The following is a 14,730-nucleotide window of genomic DNA, read 5'->3' as shown; positions in this document are numbered from 1 at the left end:
TTACTCGGGGCGGGGAGCCGGGGTTTCAATGCCCAGGCTGTCCCATTTCTCATCGACGCGACGCTTGACGTCATCAGACATGGTGATCGGAACTCCCCACTCCCGGTCGGTTTCCCCCGGCCACTTGCTGGTGGCGTCCATGCCCATCTTGGAGCCCAGGCCAGACACCGGTGAGGCGAAGTCCAGGTAATCGATGGGAGTGTTCTCCACCATGGTGGTATCACGGACCGGGTCCATACGTGTGGTCATGGCCCATATGACGTCGTTCCAGTCCCGGGCGTTCACATCATCGTCAGTCACGATGACGAACTTGGTGTACATGAACTGCCGCAGGAACGACCAGACCCCCATCATCACCCGCTTGGCGTGGCCGGGATACTGCTTCTTCATGGTTACTACGGCCAGGCGATAGGAACAGCCTTCCGGCGGCAGGTAGAAGTCGACAATCTCCGGGAACTGCTTCTGCAGGATGGGGATGAACACCTCGTTCAGGGCCACACCCAGGATTGCCGGCTCATCCGGCGGGCGGCCGGTGTAGGTGCTGTGGTAGATGGGATCCTTGCGGTGAGTGATGCGCTCCACGGTAAACACCGGGAACTGGTCCACCTCATTGTAATAACCGGTGTGGTCACCGAAGGGCCCTTCCGGCGCGGTATCGTCCGGGTAGATAAAACCTTCCAGCACGATCTCGGCACTGGCGGGCACCTGCAAGTCACTGAGCCCGGCCTTGACCAGTTCGGTGCGACCGCCCCTGAGCAGCCCGGCAAAGGCATACTCTGAGAGGGTATCCGGCACCGGTGTTACCGCGCCGAGAATAGTGGCCGGGTCGGCTCCGAGAGCCACCGCGACAGGAAAGGGCTTGCCCGGATTGGCCCGCTGCCACTCCTGGAAATCCAGCGCACCTCCACGGTGACTGAGCCAGCGCATGATCAGCCGGTTCCTGCCGATCACCTGCTGGCGATAGATGCCCAGATTCTGGCGTTCCTTGTGGGGGCCACGGGTGATCACCAGCGGCCAGGTCACCAGCGGCCCGGCATCCCCCGGCCAGCAATGCTGAACGGGTATCCTGCCCAGGTCCACATCGTCCTTCTCAAGCACTACTTCCTGGCAGGGAGCCGAGCGCAGCACTTTCGGACTCATGCGCATGACCTGTCTGAACAGGGGTAGCTTTTCGATGGCATCCCGGAAGCCCTTGGGGGGATCCGGTTCCTTCAGGTAGGCGAGCAGCTTGCCGATGTCCCGCAGGGCGGTGACGTTGTCTTGCCCCATGCCCATGGCGACCCGTTTTGGTGTTCCGAACAGGTTACCCAGTACCGGCATGTCGTAACCTTTCGGGCTCTCGAACAACAACGCAGGCCCGCCCGCCCGCAGGGTGCGGTCGCAGATTTCGGTCATTTCCAGATGGGGGTCCACTTCAACCGAAATACGCTTGAGCTCACCCATTTTTTCCAGCTGGGCGAGAAAGTCTCGCAGGTCGTTGTATTTCATGCCGGTCTCCGTTTGGTTACTCGCTCTGTGCCCGAACATCCACCTGTCCGCCCCGGCCTGCCAGTGTTGGTGGCAGGAACGGGGCGGGGAGGGTCTTTACCAGACGCGCCATGAATACGTCCTTGTAGGCTCATGTTGCCGTCCCTGGCAACATTTAACGGTCTGGTAAAGACCCTCCCCACCCCGTTCTTCAGACTCCACGCTGACCGGTACAGATATTGTAGGCTTTCAAAACTGAGCTAGTCCGACCTCTTTACTCAGGTACGAACCAGTGCCTGATCTGTTACGTCATGGCCGAAATATGGATTGCAATACGATGCGCGCAAAGGATCCGCAGGGCAGTATCGTGAAGCCCCTCACCGGACCGTTAAGTGTTGCCAGGGACGGCAACACGAGCCTACAGGGAGGTATTCATGGCGCGTCCGGTGAGGGGCTTCACGATGCTGACCCTTTCCCAAGGGCCTGTGCGCAAAGAAAACCTCACCGGAACAGCGGGTGTTAGCGACGCTTCATAGACTGGAAGAACTCGTCATTGGTCTTCGTATCCCTGAGCTTGTCCAGCAGGAACTCGATGGCCGCGGTATCGTCGTCCATGGAGTGCAGCAACTTGCGCAGAATCCAGACCCGCTGGATGTCCGCCTCAGTCATCAGCAGATCCTCGCGGCGAGTACCGGAGCGCCGGATATTCATGGCCGGATAGACCCGCTTCTCCGCAATCTTGCGGTCCAGGTGTATCTCCATGTTACCGGTACCCTTGAACTCCTCGTAGATAACCTCGTCCATCTTGGAGCCGGTATCCACCAGGGCCGTTGCCAGAATGGTCAGGCTGCCGCCCTCTTCCACATTCCGGGCCGCACCGAAGAAACGCTTGGGTTTTTCCAGGGCGTGGGCGTCCACACCACCGGTGAGAACCTTGCCAGACGACGGGATAACCGTGTTGTAGGCCCTCGCCAGCCGGGTAATGGAGTCCAGCAGGATGACCACATCCTTCTTGTGCTCCACCAGGCGCTTGGCCTTCTCGATCACCATTTCCGCCACCTGGACGTGACGGGCCGGCGGCTCGTCAAAGGTGGACGCGATGACCTCGCCACGCACGGTGCGCTGCATCTCCGTCACTTCCTCCGGACGCTCATCGATGAGCAGCACCATCACATGGCACTCGGGGTTGTTACGGGTGATCGCCTGGGCGATGCCCTGCATCAACAGGGTCTTACCGGCCTTGGGCGGGGATACGATCAGGCCGCGCTGGCCCTTGCCGATGGGCGCCACCAGGTCCAGCACCCGGGAAGACAGATCCTCTGTGCTGCCGTTGCCGGCTTCAAGCACCAGGCGCTCATCCGGGAACAGCGGCGTCAGGTTCTCAAACAGAATCTTGTTACGGGCGTTGTCCGGCTTGTCAAAGTTGATCTCGTTAACCTTGAGCAGCGCGAAATAGCGCTCACCATCCTTCGGCGGGCGGATCTTGCCGGAGACCGTATCGCCGGTACGCAGGTTGAAACGGCGGATCTGGCTGGGCGAGACATAGATATCATCGGGCCCGGCCAGGTAGGAGGCATCGGCGGAACGGAGGAAGCCGAAGCCGTCCTGCAGAATCTCCAGTACGCCATCACCATAGATGTCTTCGCCGCTTTTGGCGTGTTTCTTCAGAATGGTGAAGATGACATCCTGTTTGCGCGAACGGGCAAGGTTTTCCAGGCCCATTTCCTGCGCGATGTCGAGCAATTCGGGCACAGACTTCTGCTTGAGTTCAGTAAGATTCATAGTTTGTTGGATTATCAGGAATGGAAGTAAGCGATCGTTGATATGACAGGGATGCCCCTGAACGGGTTGATCAGATAAACGGTAAAAAGTTGGTGCTGGCCAGATGGAGCAACCGGTAGTGATGGAGTCCGGAAAAGTACAGAGGCCAGGGACAGGGAGAACAACCGTTCGCCAGGCAAACAGGATAATCGACTACCCGCTGCACCTGTGTCAAGTATTACTGCCCCATTTTTGCACTGGTTTTGCGCCCTGCCCTGATTTCCTGCGCGACACTACCTATATCTGTTGGGGTATTCCCTTCCAATAACCCGGACCAATGCGGATACTGGAATCATCAAAGCCTTACTACTGCGGAGATTGCCATGAGCAGCAAACCCACCGGTGAACTGGTGCCCCTGAACATCGCCCTGTTGACCGTTTCCGACACCCGCGGGCCGGAGGAAGACACCTCCGGGCAGTATCTGGAAGACCAGTTAGTGGCCACCGGCCACCAGCTGGCTGCCCGTCGCATCCTCCCGGACGACATTTACCTGGTGCGGGCCTTGATGTCCCGCTGGATTGCTGATCCGGCCATTCACGGCATCATCATCACCGGTGGCACCGGCTTCCACGAGCGGGACAGCACCCCGGAAGCGGTTGGTCCGCTGCTGGACAAGACCATCGACGGCTTCGGCGAAGAGTTCCGCCGCCTGTCGCAACTGGATATCGGTACCTCCACCATCCAGTCCCGCGCCTTTGGGGGCCTGGCCAATCATACCGTTATCTTCTGCCTGCCCGGCTCCACCGGCGCCTGTCGCACTGGCTGGGAGGGCATACTCAGTACCCAGCTGGACAGTCGCCACGGGCCTTGCAACTTCGCGGCCCTGGTTCAACGCAAGCCAGACCGCCCGGTGCATCGCCTGGACGAAGTGATCGGCGACAAGGCGCAAGCATGATGGCTGGTTCCAACCTGACCTCACTGGATGACGCCCTGGAACACTTGCTGTCCCGGGCGCAGGTGGTGGACCGTACAGAGAAGCTTCCGCTGGAGCAGACCCTTGGGCGGATTCTGGCGGAGGATATCCGGGTACCGGCAGATGTCCCGCCCGCGGACAACAGTGCTGTGGATGGCTATGCCGTGCGGGTGGCTGACGCCGCGTCCGGGGAACCTTTGCCGGTGTCGGCCAGGGTCGCTGCCGGACAACCACCCGGCACCCTGGAGCCTGGCACTGCGGTGCGCATTTTCACTGGCTCGGAGATTCCGGCGGGGGCCGATGCGGTAGTGATGCAGGAACGAACCGGCGCGCGGGACGGCGGCATCGCCATAACCGCAACGGTTGAGGATGGCCAGAATATCCGGCGTCAGGGCCAGGATCTGCGTAGCGGGGACATTGCCCTGTCAGCCGGTACACCCATACGACCCCAGGAAATGGGGCTGCTGGGCTCCATGGGCATTGGCTCTGTCGAGGTTCTGCAACCTCTGCGAGTGGCTGTGTTTTCCACTGGCGACGAGCTGGTGGACCCGGGCCAGCCACTGCAGGCCGGACAGATCTACAACACCAATCGCTATACCCTGACGGGCCTGCTGCAGGCTGTCGGTTGCCATATTGTTCGCTGCGAAACCCTCAGGGACAACCGGGAGGATACCCGGTCGACCCTCGTTGGCGCCGCCGCCGAAGCGGATCTCATCATTACCAGCGGTGGCGTCTCCGTCGGCGAGGAAGACCATGTGCGGGTGGTGCTGGAAGAAACCGGTGAGCTTTCCCTGTGGCGCCTGGCCATCAAACCCGGCAAACCGCTGGCCTTCGGTTCCCTGGACGGCACCCCGGTACTGGGCCTGCCCGGCAATCCGGCGGCGGTACTGGTCACTTTTCTGGTGGCTGGCCTGCCCTATATCCGTCACTGTCAGGGCAACCGCCGCTACCATCCGCTGGGCGAACACCTGCCGGCGGCGTTTTCGGTGGACAGGCCTTCGGTCCGGCGGGAGTTCCTGCGGGCCCGCAAGCAGGCCAATGGTGACCTGACGGAGGTTGCTGCCTACCCGAACCAGAGCTCCGGCGTGCTGAGCTCCGCCTGCTGGGGGGATGGCCTGGCAGTGGTGCCGGAGGATACAACCCTGGCGGCAGGCGACCGTGTTCTCTACTACGCTTTCAGTGAACTGCTTGGATAATGACCATGAGTGACCAGACCCTGACCGTTCGTTTTTTCGCCCGCCTGCGGGAGGAACTGGGCACGGACCAGGAAACCCTGCCCTGCGAAGCCGGCCAGACCGCCGGCGACCTGCTGGAGCAGCTGTCGGACCGGGGCGGCCCCTGGGCGCAGCTGAACGGAGACCAGCCGGTGATGATTGCGGTCAACCAGGCCATGGCCAGGCCTGCCACTCCGGTGAAGCCCGGAGATGAAGTGGCCTTTTTCCCGCCGGTCACCGGAGGCTAGCCATGGAAGAGGTACGCGTTGGTCAAACGGACTTCGATCCGGCAGCCGAGTATGAAAGCTTGCGGGACAGCGGCGCGGGCACTGGCGCGATTGCGACCTTTACCGGGCTGGTGCGGGACAGTGGCGACCTGCAGGGTGTAACCGGGTTGTACCTGGAACACTACCCCGGCATGACGGAACAGGTGATCAGTGATCTGATCCGTCAGGCCCGGGAGCGGTGGGATATTCGCCGGGTAAAGGTAATCCACCGGGTGGGCACCTTGCGGCTCTCAGACCAGATTGTCTTTGTAGGCGTGGCCAGCGCCCACCGGGGAGACGCCTTTGCTGCCTGTCAGTTCCTGATGGACGTGCTCAAGACCAGTGCGCCTTTCTGGAAGAAGGAGCTGACCGTATCCGGAGAGCACTGGGTGGAGCAGAAAGAGTCGGATTTGCACGTCGGTGGGCGCTGGGAGGAATGACCTCATCGCCTGCGTCAGGTGGCTGGATCTTCAGGTGGCTGGTACCCGGGTGGGGGAGCTTTTCTGCAGGAAAAAGGTGTCTGAGCAAAGCGAGCTCTTTTTCCGGAAGAAAAGCTCCCCCACCCGGGTACCGATTCAAACAGCGTTGAGTGGCTTCAAACACTACAACAGATCGTCTGGTTTATTGCGGTTTCTGAAGACCTCGCCGGCTTCCGGGCAGTCCACGACCACTGCACCAGCCGACTTTGCAAATCCCATGACCCGTCGGTTACCGGACTCCAGCCATTGCTGGAGAGGGACCATCAGGTTGACAGGGTAGACCCCATGCAGGGGGTGGGTCCTGCCCTCACTTTCGGCGATCACCGGGCGGTCAGGTCGGGATTCCCAGGCGATGACCAGGGCATCGAGGGTAGCCGGGGTGATGCCGGGGGTGTCACAGGGGCAGACCAGGACAGCGGTGGCACCTTCGCGGGCGGCAGCCCTGAGCCCGGCAAGCAGCCCGGCCAGGGGGCCCTGGTGACAGAAGTTTCGCGGATCCTGGAGGACGTGGCCCGGGGCCAGCTGTTCGTAGTCACCCAGGGAGCGGTTAGCGCTGATAAAGACTTCGGGGGTTACCGTGGCGAGGGCCCTGAAGACCCAACGGGCCATGGGCTGGCCCTGCCAGGGGAGCATGCCTTTGTCCTGGCCGCCCATGCGGGTGCCTTTGCCGCCTGCGAGAAGCAGGCCGATGATAACGGGAGGCCGGTCGCTGATCATGGCAATAAAAAACCGCCCGTGACCCTGGCTTGCGTTTGATGGCCAGGTTCAGGGGCGGCTTTGGACATCACCTGCTTAGAGGTTGCTGTCCAGGAAGGCGGCCAGCTGGGACTTGGACAGCGCGCCCACCTTGGTGGCGTCCACGTTGCCGTTCTTGAACAGCATCAGGGTGGGAATGCCGCGGATATTGAACTTGGGTGGGGTCTGTTCGTTTTCGTCGATGTTCAGCTTGCAGACCTTGAGCTTGCCTTCGTATTCCTCGGCAATTTCTTCCAGTACCGGTGCAATCATCTTGCACGGACCGCACCACTCTGCCCAGTAGTCCACCAGCACGGGGGTGTCGGAATTCAGTACGTCCTGCTCAAAGGAATCGTCGGTTACGTTTACGATGTTTCCGCTCATTGCTGTTTCCTGCTTCTGTCACCCGAGGCCGCGACCCTTGAGGGCAGTGGCGTCCGGTGAACTGGATCTTTGACGGTGCAATCACCGCCGCGAACAAAATAGGGTGCCTTTTGAAAAGCGACTATACGTTACTTTACGCGATTTGGCTTCCACCTGTGAAGCGCCGACAGGCAGTAGTCTCCGCTATTGCAAGGCGTATCCGGTACTGACAGGTCCGAGTCAATTCGCTTATAGTACCGGCAGCGGCGCAGGCGCCTCACTATAAAGGCTGGCAAGAGGATTTCAAGACACGTGACGGCTTCAGACAATGCCAACCCGCCCGAGCTGCTTGCGGCCATCGACATGGGCTCCAACAGTTTTCATATGGTGGTAGCCCGCCAGGTTCACGGGGAAATCCGGACCCTGGAGAAAATGGGCGAAAAGGTCCAGCTGGGGGCTGGCCTGGACGCCGACAACAACCTGACCGAAGAAGCCCAGCAACGCGCCCTTGCCTGCCTCAGCCGCTTTGCCCAGCGCATCAGCGGCATGCCCCCGGAAGCGGTGCAGATTGTTGGCACCAACGCCCTGAGGGTTGCCCGTAATACCCAGGAGTTCCTCGCCCGCGCCGAAGAAGTGCTCGGCTACCCGGTGGAGATCATCGCCGGCCGGGAAGAGGCCCGCCTGATCTACCTGGGCGTTTCCCATACCCTGTCTGATGATACCGGTCGCCGACTGGTGGTGGATATTGGCGGTGGCAGCACCGAATTCATCATCGGTGAGCGCTTCGAGACCCAGGCGCTGGAAAGCCTGCATATGGGGTGCGTGTCCTTCCGCAACCGCTATTTCCCTGACGGCAAGATCACCCGCCGGGTAATGGACCAGGCCGTCACCCATGCCTCCCAGGAGCTGCTCAATATCCGCTCCCGTTACCGGGAGCTGGGCTGGCACAGTGCCGTGGGCTCATCCGGCTCCATCAAGGCCGTCGCCAGTGTACTGGCCAGCCTGCGAATCACAGACGGCACCATCGATCTCAAGAGCATGCGGGAGCTACGTCGCCGCCTGATCGATATGGGCCATGTACGGCGGCTGGCAGACCTGGGGGTGCGTACTGACCGGCAGAGCATTTTCCCGGCCGGCTTTGCCATTCTGCTGGCTGCCTTCGAGTCCCTGGGCATCGAACAGATGACCTACGCCGATGGAGCCCTGCGGGAAGGGCTGCTGTACGACATCCAGGGGCGCATCCAGCACGAGGATGTCCGCGAGCGCACCATCACTGCGCTGCAGGAGCGCTATCACCTGGACCAGCGCCATGGCGAGGCGGTGGAAGCCTCGTCCATCGCCCTGTGGCGATGCGTCTGCCGGGACTGGAACATCAATACCCTTGGGGATGAGGAGCTGTTGCGGTGGGCCAGCCGGCTGCACGAGATCGGCCTGACCATTGCCCACAGCCAGTACCACAAACATGGTGCCTACCTGCTGCGTTATTCAGACCTGCCGGGCTTTACCCAGCAGTTCCAGCAGGAGCTGGCCACGCTGGTACGGGGCCACCGACGCAAGTTTACCCCGTCCATCTTTGACGGGTTCGAGCCTGCCGACGCACAGCGTCTCAAGCGTCTTTGCGTGCTGCTGAGGCTGGGAGTGCTGTTGCAACATGCCCGCAACTACGAGTCACCGCCAGCCCTTACGGCCAGGGCCTCGAACCGGCGCCTGCAACTGACCTTTGACGAAGACTGGCTCAGCCAGCGGCCGTTGACCCTGGCGGATCTGGAGAACGAGAAGGAGTACCTGGCCCGGCAGGACTTCTCGCTGGAGATCCAGACCCGCTAGCAAGCCTGTGTGCACCCGCGACCGGCCTCGCCGGACCACCCCTCTGGCCAGCCCCCGCGGATCAGGCTTCCAACTGCGCCTCCAGCTCTTCCAGCTTCTCACTGGTTTCCAGCCAGGTGACCTCAGCTTCTTCCAGCGCTGAACGTGCGCTTGCCTGGTCCGCCAGCAGGGCCTTGAGACGCTCCTTGCTGGCTGCATCGTACAGGGATGGGTCTGATAACACGTCCTCCAGCTCGGCCAGTTTCGCCTGGGCCGCCTCCATGGCTTTCTCCGCCTGGGTCAGCTGCTTCTTCCAGGGGCTCAGCTGTTTGCGCAGCTCTGCCTGCTCCCGCTTCTGTACCTTGCGCTGTTCCGCCGTGAGCCCCGTCCCCTGACTGGAAACGGCAGCCTGGCTGTCCCGACGCGGAGGCTCGTCATCATCCCGGCGCCGATCAGCCAGCCAGCGCTCGTAGTCTTCCAGGTCGCCCTCATAGGGCGCGACCGCGCCGTCACTGACCAGCCAGAACTCGTCCACGGTGTTGCGCAGCAGGTGCCGGTCGTGGGAGACCACCACCATCGCGCCGTCAAAGTTCTGCAGGGCCATGGTCAGGGCCTGGCGCATCTCCAGGTCCAGGTGGTTGGTAGGCTCATCCAGAAGCAGCAGGTTGGGCTTCTGCCAGGCAATCACCGCTAGCGCCACCCGGGCTTTTTCGCCGCCGGAGAAGGAACGGATGGCCGAGAGGGCCTCATCACCATGGAAGTCGAAGCCCCCCAGGAAGTTGCGAATGCTCTGTTCCGACGCCTTCGGCGACAGCCGCTGGAGGTGCAGGAACGGACTGGCGTCCAGGTCCAGGGACTCCAGCTGGTGCTGGGCGAAATAGCCAATGGCCAGGTGCTCACCGGTGGTGCGCTCTCCCGCCAGCAGGGTGGCTTCACCCCGCAGGGCATCCATCAGCGTGGATTTGCCGGCGCCGTTGGGGCCCAGCAGACCAATGCGGCTACCGGGCAACAGTGTGACGTTCAGCCCTGACAACACGACGGTGTCGCCATGACCGGCCTTGCCGTTACGGATCGACAACAGCGGGTTCGACACCTTCTCTGCCACCGGGAAGGTAAAGCTGAACGGCGAATCAATGTGGGCCGGCGCAATCTGCTCCATCCGTTCCAGCGCCTTGACCCGGCTTTGGGCCTGCCGGGCCTTGGTGGCCTTGGCCTTGAAGCGGTCGATAAAGCGCTGGATCTCGGCGACGCGGGCCTGCTGTTTCTCGTAGTTGGCCTGTTGCTGGGCCAGCCGTTCACTGCGCTGATGCTCAAAGGCGGAGTAGTTGCCGGTGTATTGCACCAGTTTCTTGCGGTCGAAATGGATGATATGGGTGGCAACCCGGTCCATGAAATCCCGGTCGTGGGAGATGAACAGTAACGTGCCCGGGTACCGGGAGAGCCAGTTCTCCAGCCACAGGCAGGCATCCAGGTCCAGGTGGTTCGTGGGCTCGTCCAGCAACAACAGGTCCGAAGGCTTCATCAGGGCCTGGGCCAGGTTCAGCCGGATACGCCAGCCACCGGAAAAGGAGGACACCGGCCGATCCGCATCGCCTTCGGCAAATCCCAGCCCCCGAATCAGCGCTTCCGCCCGGCGGGGTGCCGACCAGGCCTCGTGAACATCCAGTTCGCCATGGATGTGGGCCATGGCATGGTCGTTACCTTCAGCCTCCGCCTTTGCCAGTGCCGCCTCCAGTTCCCGCAGACGGGTATCGCCGTCCAGCACGAACTCCCGGGCGCTGCGCCCCGAGGCTTCCACCTCCTGGGCCATGTGGGCAATGCGACACCCGCCGGGGAGTGCAACTGCGCCCTGCTCGGCGGAGAGCTGACCCAGCAACAGCTGGAACAGGCTGGACTTGCCCGCGCCGTTGGCGCCGACAATGGCGACCCGCTGTCCCGGCTGAATGGTGACGCTGGTGGAATCTAGCAACCAGACACCACCGCGTTGTAAACTGAGATTGCTTATCGTAATCATTGCGGGATTATAACGCTCCCGGGGTAAAATTCGTGAATGAACCGGGGACCGGTTAACGGACGTTTCATGCCAGCGCAGGAACCAGGCTACACACCCGAGACGGATACGCCCCTGTGGCGCTTTTCACTGACCCTCTGGCAGCAGCCCGGGGCAAGCCAGTTGTGCCTGGACCTGCAGCAACAGGGCTGGTCCGTCACCCGCCTGCTCTGTGCCGGCTGGCTGGCCAGCGAGGGCCGCGACTATTCCGGCGACGAACCCGACACACTGCGCCGATGGCGCGCAACGGTGACGGAGTCCGTACGATCCCTTAAGAAATCCCTGGATAAATCCGATAACCTGCTCGCACCGCTACGGCAATCCCTGGCCAGGGCCGAGCTCGAAGCCGAGCGGATAGAGCTGTACCGGGCATGGCTGGCACTCGCTGACTCAGCCCCGGCAAGCCCGGTGACAGAGACAGCCTTGCTGGCAGAACAGAACCTCCGCGTGGCCGCCCCGGCCATCGAAGGCAGCCTCAACGAAAAATCGGAGCCCATGATCAGACATCTGGCAAAGCTCATCAACCTGATTTCGTCGCCGGAGGGCTCTGGCGGCCATCACAACGGGGGAGGCCCGGAGCCATGACCCGCTGGCTGATCCGTCTCGCCTTCCCGGCTCTGGGCCTGCTGGTGGCACTGCTGATTTTCGGCGTCAAGGCGCCACAAAACGCTGGCAGTGACCCGGAGCAAACCCGGGAATCCACGGCCATCCCCTCCTTTGAGGCCCTGGTTCCTGCACCGGTAACGCCCCCCGGCCCGGAAATCGTCTTCAAATGGCAGGACGCCGAAGGCAGCTGGCATTATGCCGACAAGCCGCCCCAGAGCGGCAGCTGGAATACCCTGGCGATCGAGCCCGGCCAGAACACACGGATGCTGGATCCGGTGCCACCGGACCCCGCCGGGGAAGACCTGACCGCGCCCTATTCCGCGCCTTTTGCGCTGGAACCCCAGCTGCCCCAGTCCGGAAGCTGAGTCACCCGGGCGAAAATGACGACTCCGTCAGTGGTATCACGGCGTTAAAGCAGTTACCTTTGGTCTTTGCCCACGAACAACTCATTATCGTGACAGGAATAACCATGAAGAAAACGCTGATCGCCCTTTCCGTTGCCGGCGTGCTCGCCGGTTGTACTGCCGGCACCCAGAGTCCGGAAGTTACCGAGGCACCGCTGGAAACCAACAGCGAGAAAGTCAGTTACGGCATGGGCATGGTGTTTGCCGAGCGCATGAAAAACGACCTGCCCGAACTGGAGCTGGAACAGTTTATCGAAGGCTTCCGCCACGGCCACGCAGAGGACGGGTCTCCCCGCCTCAGCCGCGAGGAAATCCAGGACGCCATGCTGGCCTATCAGCAGGAGATGCAGACCCGGCAGCAGCAGGACATGGAACAGGCTGCCACCACAAACCGGGAGGCTGGTGAACAGTTCCTGGCGGAGAACGGCGAACGTGACGAGGTCACCACCACCGAGTCCGGCCTGCAGTATGAAGTGATCGAGGAAGGTGACGGCGAGAAGCCCGGTCCGGACGACGAGGTCAAAGTGCACTACACCGGTGAGCTGCTCTCCGGGGAAGTGTTTGACAGCTCCCGCGAACGTGGAGAGCCGGTCAGTTTCCGCCTGAACCAGGTCATTGATGGCTGGACCGAAGGCCTGCAACTGATGAGCGAGGGCAGCCGCTTCAAGCTCTACATTCCGTCCGACCTGGCCTACGGTCCCGGCGGCAACATGAGCATCGGTCCCAATGAAACCCTGGTATTCGATGTGGAACTGCTGGAAGTGAACCCGGAGGATTAATCCGACGGTCATCACCTGAAACCAGAAAGGGCGACTCCACGGAGTCGCCCTTTCTGGTTGTGCAATTCGTTTTCTGTGCCCGTGATGCTGACCCGGCCGCACCGGACAGACTTCCCTTCAACGGCAAGCAGCCAAACTCACGCCGATGATGGCACCTTGTCGGCGTGGACGTTGTGCAGTTGCTCGATCAGGAAGTCTTCCAGCTCGAAGCGGGTTTCCAGGGCTTCACCCAGTCGGGACAGCTCCGCCATCAGGTCATCCATTTCTGACTCGGCCGGGCGCTTGCCATCGATGCGTTCGTTGAAGTCCAGTACCACCTCGGTGGTCTCACTGATGCGGGGGTAGATACGACCGGCCAGTTCGATACCGCCGTCGTCAAACTCCCTGGCCTCCTGAATCAGCTGTTCGTAGATCTCGAAGTGGCCCGCTGACGTGTAGTCCACCAGGATCTGACAGAGCCGCTCCAGCTTCTTACCGAGGTTCTCTGATGCAGTGTCCCGGGCGGTGTCGGAGAGGTCACAATAGTGCACCAACAACTCCTGACGCTCTTTCAGCCAGCGGTCAATCAACTGGTGGACGCCTCCCCAGCGCTCCTTCGCATTACGGCAGTTCTCTAACATGGTGCCTCCCGGGCGGATAAGGTTTGTCGCAGTCAGCAGTGAGAACCAAGTTACCCTAATTGCGCGCAGCCGGGCAAGCACCAAAAACACGGCATATACGGCTCTACATGGTACCGGGGAACGCCCTGTCAGTTACGGGCAGACGGCCGGATGAGGCCAAACAGGACCGCCAGCCCGGCCAGTATGATCAGGGTGAAGAATACGGCGGTCCACCCGGGTATGCTCAGACCCAGGAAGGTCCAGACCACCTTGGCACAGTCGCCGGTGCCCTTGACCGCCATGGCCAGCACTTCCATCAGCGGAAACACCTCCAGCATATAGTCAACCGAGGTGCCGCAGGCGGGCACCTGGTCTTCCGGCAAACTTTGCAGCCACAGCTGACGACCCGCCAGCCCTGCCCCGATACCCGCCGTCAGCGCCAGCAGAAAGCCATAGATGCGACCGCCGATGTGTCCCGGATTATGCACGACCGCCAGCAGCCCCACCGCGGCAACGCCCATGAACGCAAACCGCTGCAGCCAGCACAGCGGGCAGGGCTCCAGGCCCATGACGTATTCCATGTAGAATGCCACCGCCAGCAAGGCGGCCGGTACCAGGAAAGCAAAGAGAAAAACCAGTCTGCGCATCTGTCGAACAACCTTCTGTCGCGGTCTGGGGCCGTCCGACCCGCGATGGCTGCATCCATCACCGGGTCCTGCTATTCTGCGGACCAGACCATTTGCCAACGTGAAACAAGAAAACCGATGATGAATCGATACCTTGCCTTCTGGATCAGCCTCATCCTGGTTGTCGCACTGCCCCTCCCGGTTACTGCCGAGGACGAGCCTGAGGCTGACGAGACCAGTGAGGAGGCCCCGACCTTTACCGATTACGTGGAAATGAAGCCCTCATTCGTCACCCACGTGGGGGAACCGTCCGAGCGACTCAAATACCTGAAGGCCGATGTTACTCTCCGGGTGAATTCGGAAACCGCCCGGGCGGCCATTGAAACCCACATGCCCCGGCTACGCCATGAACTGGTCATGCTTTTTGGCGAACAGACCGACCTGGAAACCCTGTCGTCCCCTGAAGGCCAGCAGGCCGTCCGGGAGGAAGCCCGTACCCGACTGAACCAGGTCCTGGAACAACAGCGGACCGACGAACAGATCGTCAATGTGCTGTTCAGCACCTTCGTCATACAGCGCTGATCCAGACAGCGCTCAGCCA

Annotated in this window: 16 protein-coding genes; 9 read left to right on the top strand and 7 right to left on the bottom strand. The window is 61.6% G+C overall.

What is annotated here, in order from left to right; genetic code table 11:
* A complete protein-coding gene (ubiD, locus tag ACESMZ_RS03375; protein WP_372972210.1) occupies window positions 1-1,488 on the bottom strand; it encodes a 4-hydroxy-3-polyprenylbenzoate decarboxylase in 1,488 nt (495 codons plus the stop codon).
* Between the two features lie 498 nt (window positions 1,489-1,986).
* The gene (rho, locus tag ACESMZ_RS03370) at window positions 1,987-3,249 is read right to left on the bottom strand and encodes a transcription termination factor Rho (protein WP_372956988.1); all 1,263 of its coding nucleotides are present in this window, start codon (window positions 3,247-3,249) and stop codon (window positions 1,987-1,989) included.
* 362 nt (window positions 3,250-3,611) lie between these two features.
* Between rho and moaB the strand changes: the two genes are divergently transcribed.
* From moaB to ACESMZ_RS03350, 4 genes are read left to right on the top strand one after another with little or no spacing between them, the layout of a single operon-like run.
* A complete protein-coding gene (moaB, locus tag ACESMZ_RS03365) occupies window positions 3,612-4,184 on the top strand; it encodes a molybdenum cofactor biosynthesis protein B (protein WP_372956987.1) in 573 nt (190 codons plus the stop codon).
* Window positions 4,184-5,398 carry a gephyrin-like molybdotransferase Glp gene (glp, locus tag ACESMZ_RS03360; RefSeq protein WP_372957064.1) on the top strand — a complete coding sequence of 405 codons (1,215 nt, stop codon included), beginning with the start codon at window positions 4,184-4,186 and terminating at the stop codon, window positions 5,396-5,398. The genes moaB and glp overlap by 1 nt, the downstream gene beginning before the upstream one ends.
* Window positions 5,399-5,403: 5 nt before the next feature.
* Window positions 5,404-5,664 carry a molybdopterin converting factor subunit 1 gene (gene moaD, locus ACESMZ_RS03355; protein ID WP_372956986.1) on the top strand — a complete coding sequence of 87 codons (261 nt, stop codon included), beginning with the start codon at window positions 5,404-5,406 and terminating at the stop codon, window positions 5,662-5,664.
* A gap of 2 nt (window positions 5,665-5,666) precedes the next feature.
* On the top strand, window positions 5,667-6,122 hold the full coding sequence (locus tag ACESMZ_RS03350; protein ID WP_372956985.1) for a molybdenum cofactor biosynthesis protein MoaE: 456 nt from the start codon (window positions 5,667-5,669) through the stop codon (window positions 6,120-6,122).
* A gap of 162 nt (window positions 6,123-6,284) precedes the next feature.
* On the opposite strand, the gene mobA is transcribed toward ACESMZ_RS03350, so the two are convergent.
* Together mobA and trxA are read right to left on the bottom strand one after the other, a co-directional pair.
* A complete protein-coding gene (gene mobA, locus ACESMZ_RS03345) occupies window positions 6,285-6,878 on the bottom strand; it encodes a molybdenum cofactor guanylyltransferase MobA (RefSeq protein ID WP_372956984.1) in 594 nt (197 codons plus the stop codon).
* Between the two features lie 75 nt (window positions 6,879-6,953).
* Entirely contained in the window at window positions 6,954-7,280 is a 327-nt protein-coding gene (gene trxA / locus ACESMZ_RS03340) for a thioredoxin TrxA (protein ID WP_091848782.1), read from the bottom strand.
* Window positions 7,281-7,571: 291 nt separating this feature from the next.
* On the opposite strand from trxA, the gene ppx reads away from it, so the two are divergent.
* Window positions 7,572-9,086, top strand: a complete 1,515-nt coding sequence (gene ppx, locus ACESMZ_RS03335; RefSeq protein WP_372956983.1) for an exopolyphosphatase — start codon at window positions 7,572-7,574, stop codon at window positions 9,084-9,086.
* Between the two features lie 61 nt (window positions 9,087-9,147).
* Here ppx and ACESMZ_RS03330 read toward each other — a convergent pair whose 3' ends face one another.
* Window positions 9,148-11,079, bottom strand: a complete 1,932-nt coding sequence (locus ACESMZ_RS03330; RefSeq protein WP_372956982.1) for an ATP-binding cassette domain-containing protein — start codon at window positions 11,077-11,079, stop codon at window positions 9,148-9,150.
* 66 nt (window positions 11,080-11,145) lie between these two features.
* On the opposite strand from ACESMZ_RS03330, the gene ACESMZ_RS03325 reads away from it, so the two are divergent.
* The 3 genes from ACESMZ_RS03325 (at window position 11,146) to ACESMZ_RS03315 (ending at window position 12,904) form a co-directional block, all read left to right on the top strand.
* Window positions 11,146-11,700, top strand: a complete 555-nt coding sequence (locus tag ACESMZ_RS03325) for a DUF2390 domain-containing protein (protein ID WP_372956981.1) — start codon at window positions 11,146-11,148, stop codon at window positions 11,698-11,700.
* The gene (locus tag ACESMZ_RS03320) at window positions 11,697-12,086 is read left to right on the top strand and encodes a DUF4124 domain-containing protein (RefSeq protein ID WP_372956980.1); all 390 of its coding nucleotides are present in this window, start codon (window positions 11,697-11,699) and stop codon (window positions 12,084-12,086) included. The genes ACESMZ_RS03325 and ACESMZ_RS03320 overlap by 4 nt, the downstream gene beginning before the upstream one ends.
* Before the next feature lie 104 nt (window positions 12,087-12,190).
* The gene (locus ACESMZ_RS03315) at window positions 12,191-12,904 is read left to right on the top strand and encodes an FKBP-type peptidyl-prolyl cis-trans isomerase (RefSeq protein WP_372956979.1); all 714 of its coding nucleotides are present in this window, start codon (window positions 12,191-12,193) and stop codon (window positions 12,902-12,904) included.
* 137 nt (window positions 12,905-13,041) lie between these two features.
* On the opposite strand, the gene rsd is transcribed toward ACESMZ_RS03315, so the two are convergent.
* Entirely contained in the window at window positions 13,042-13,524 is a 483-nt protein-coding gene (gene rsd / locus ACESMZ_RS03310; RefSeq protein ID WP_372956978.1) for a sigma D regulator, read from the bottom strand.
* Between the two features lie 128 nt (window positions 13,525-13,652).
* Window positions 13,653-14,150: a disulfide bond formation protein B gene (locus ACESMZ_RS03305; protein ID WP_372956977.1), complete on the bottom strand. Its 498-nt coding sequence runs from the start codon at window positions 14,148-14,150 to the stop codon at window positions 13,653-13,655.
* Window positions 14,151-14,267: 117 nt separating this feature from the next.
* Between ACESMZ_RS03305 and ACESMZ_RS03300 the strand changes: the two genes are divergently transcribed.
* Window positions 14,268-14,711, top strand: coding sequence for a flagellar basal body-associated FliL family protein (locus ACESMZ_RS03300; RefSeq protein WP_372956976.1), 444 nt, complete (start codon window positions 14,268-14,270; stop codon window positions 14,709-14,711).
* The last annotated feature ends 19 nt before the right edge of the window (window positions 14,712-14,730 follow it).

The organism is Marinobacter sp., from assembly GCF_041690615.1.
In the GTDB taxonomy this organism is placed as follows: domain Bacteria; phylum Pseudomonadota; class Gammaproteobacteria; order Pseudomonadales; family Oleiphilaceae; genus Marinobacter.
Note: the sequence above shows the minus strand (reverse complement) of the source record. Positions and strands in the feature narration are given on the sequence as shown.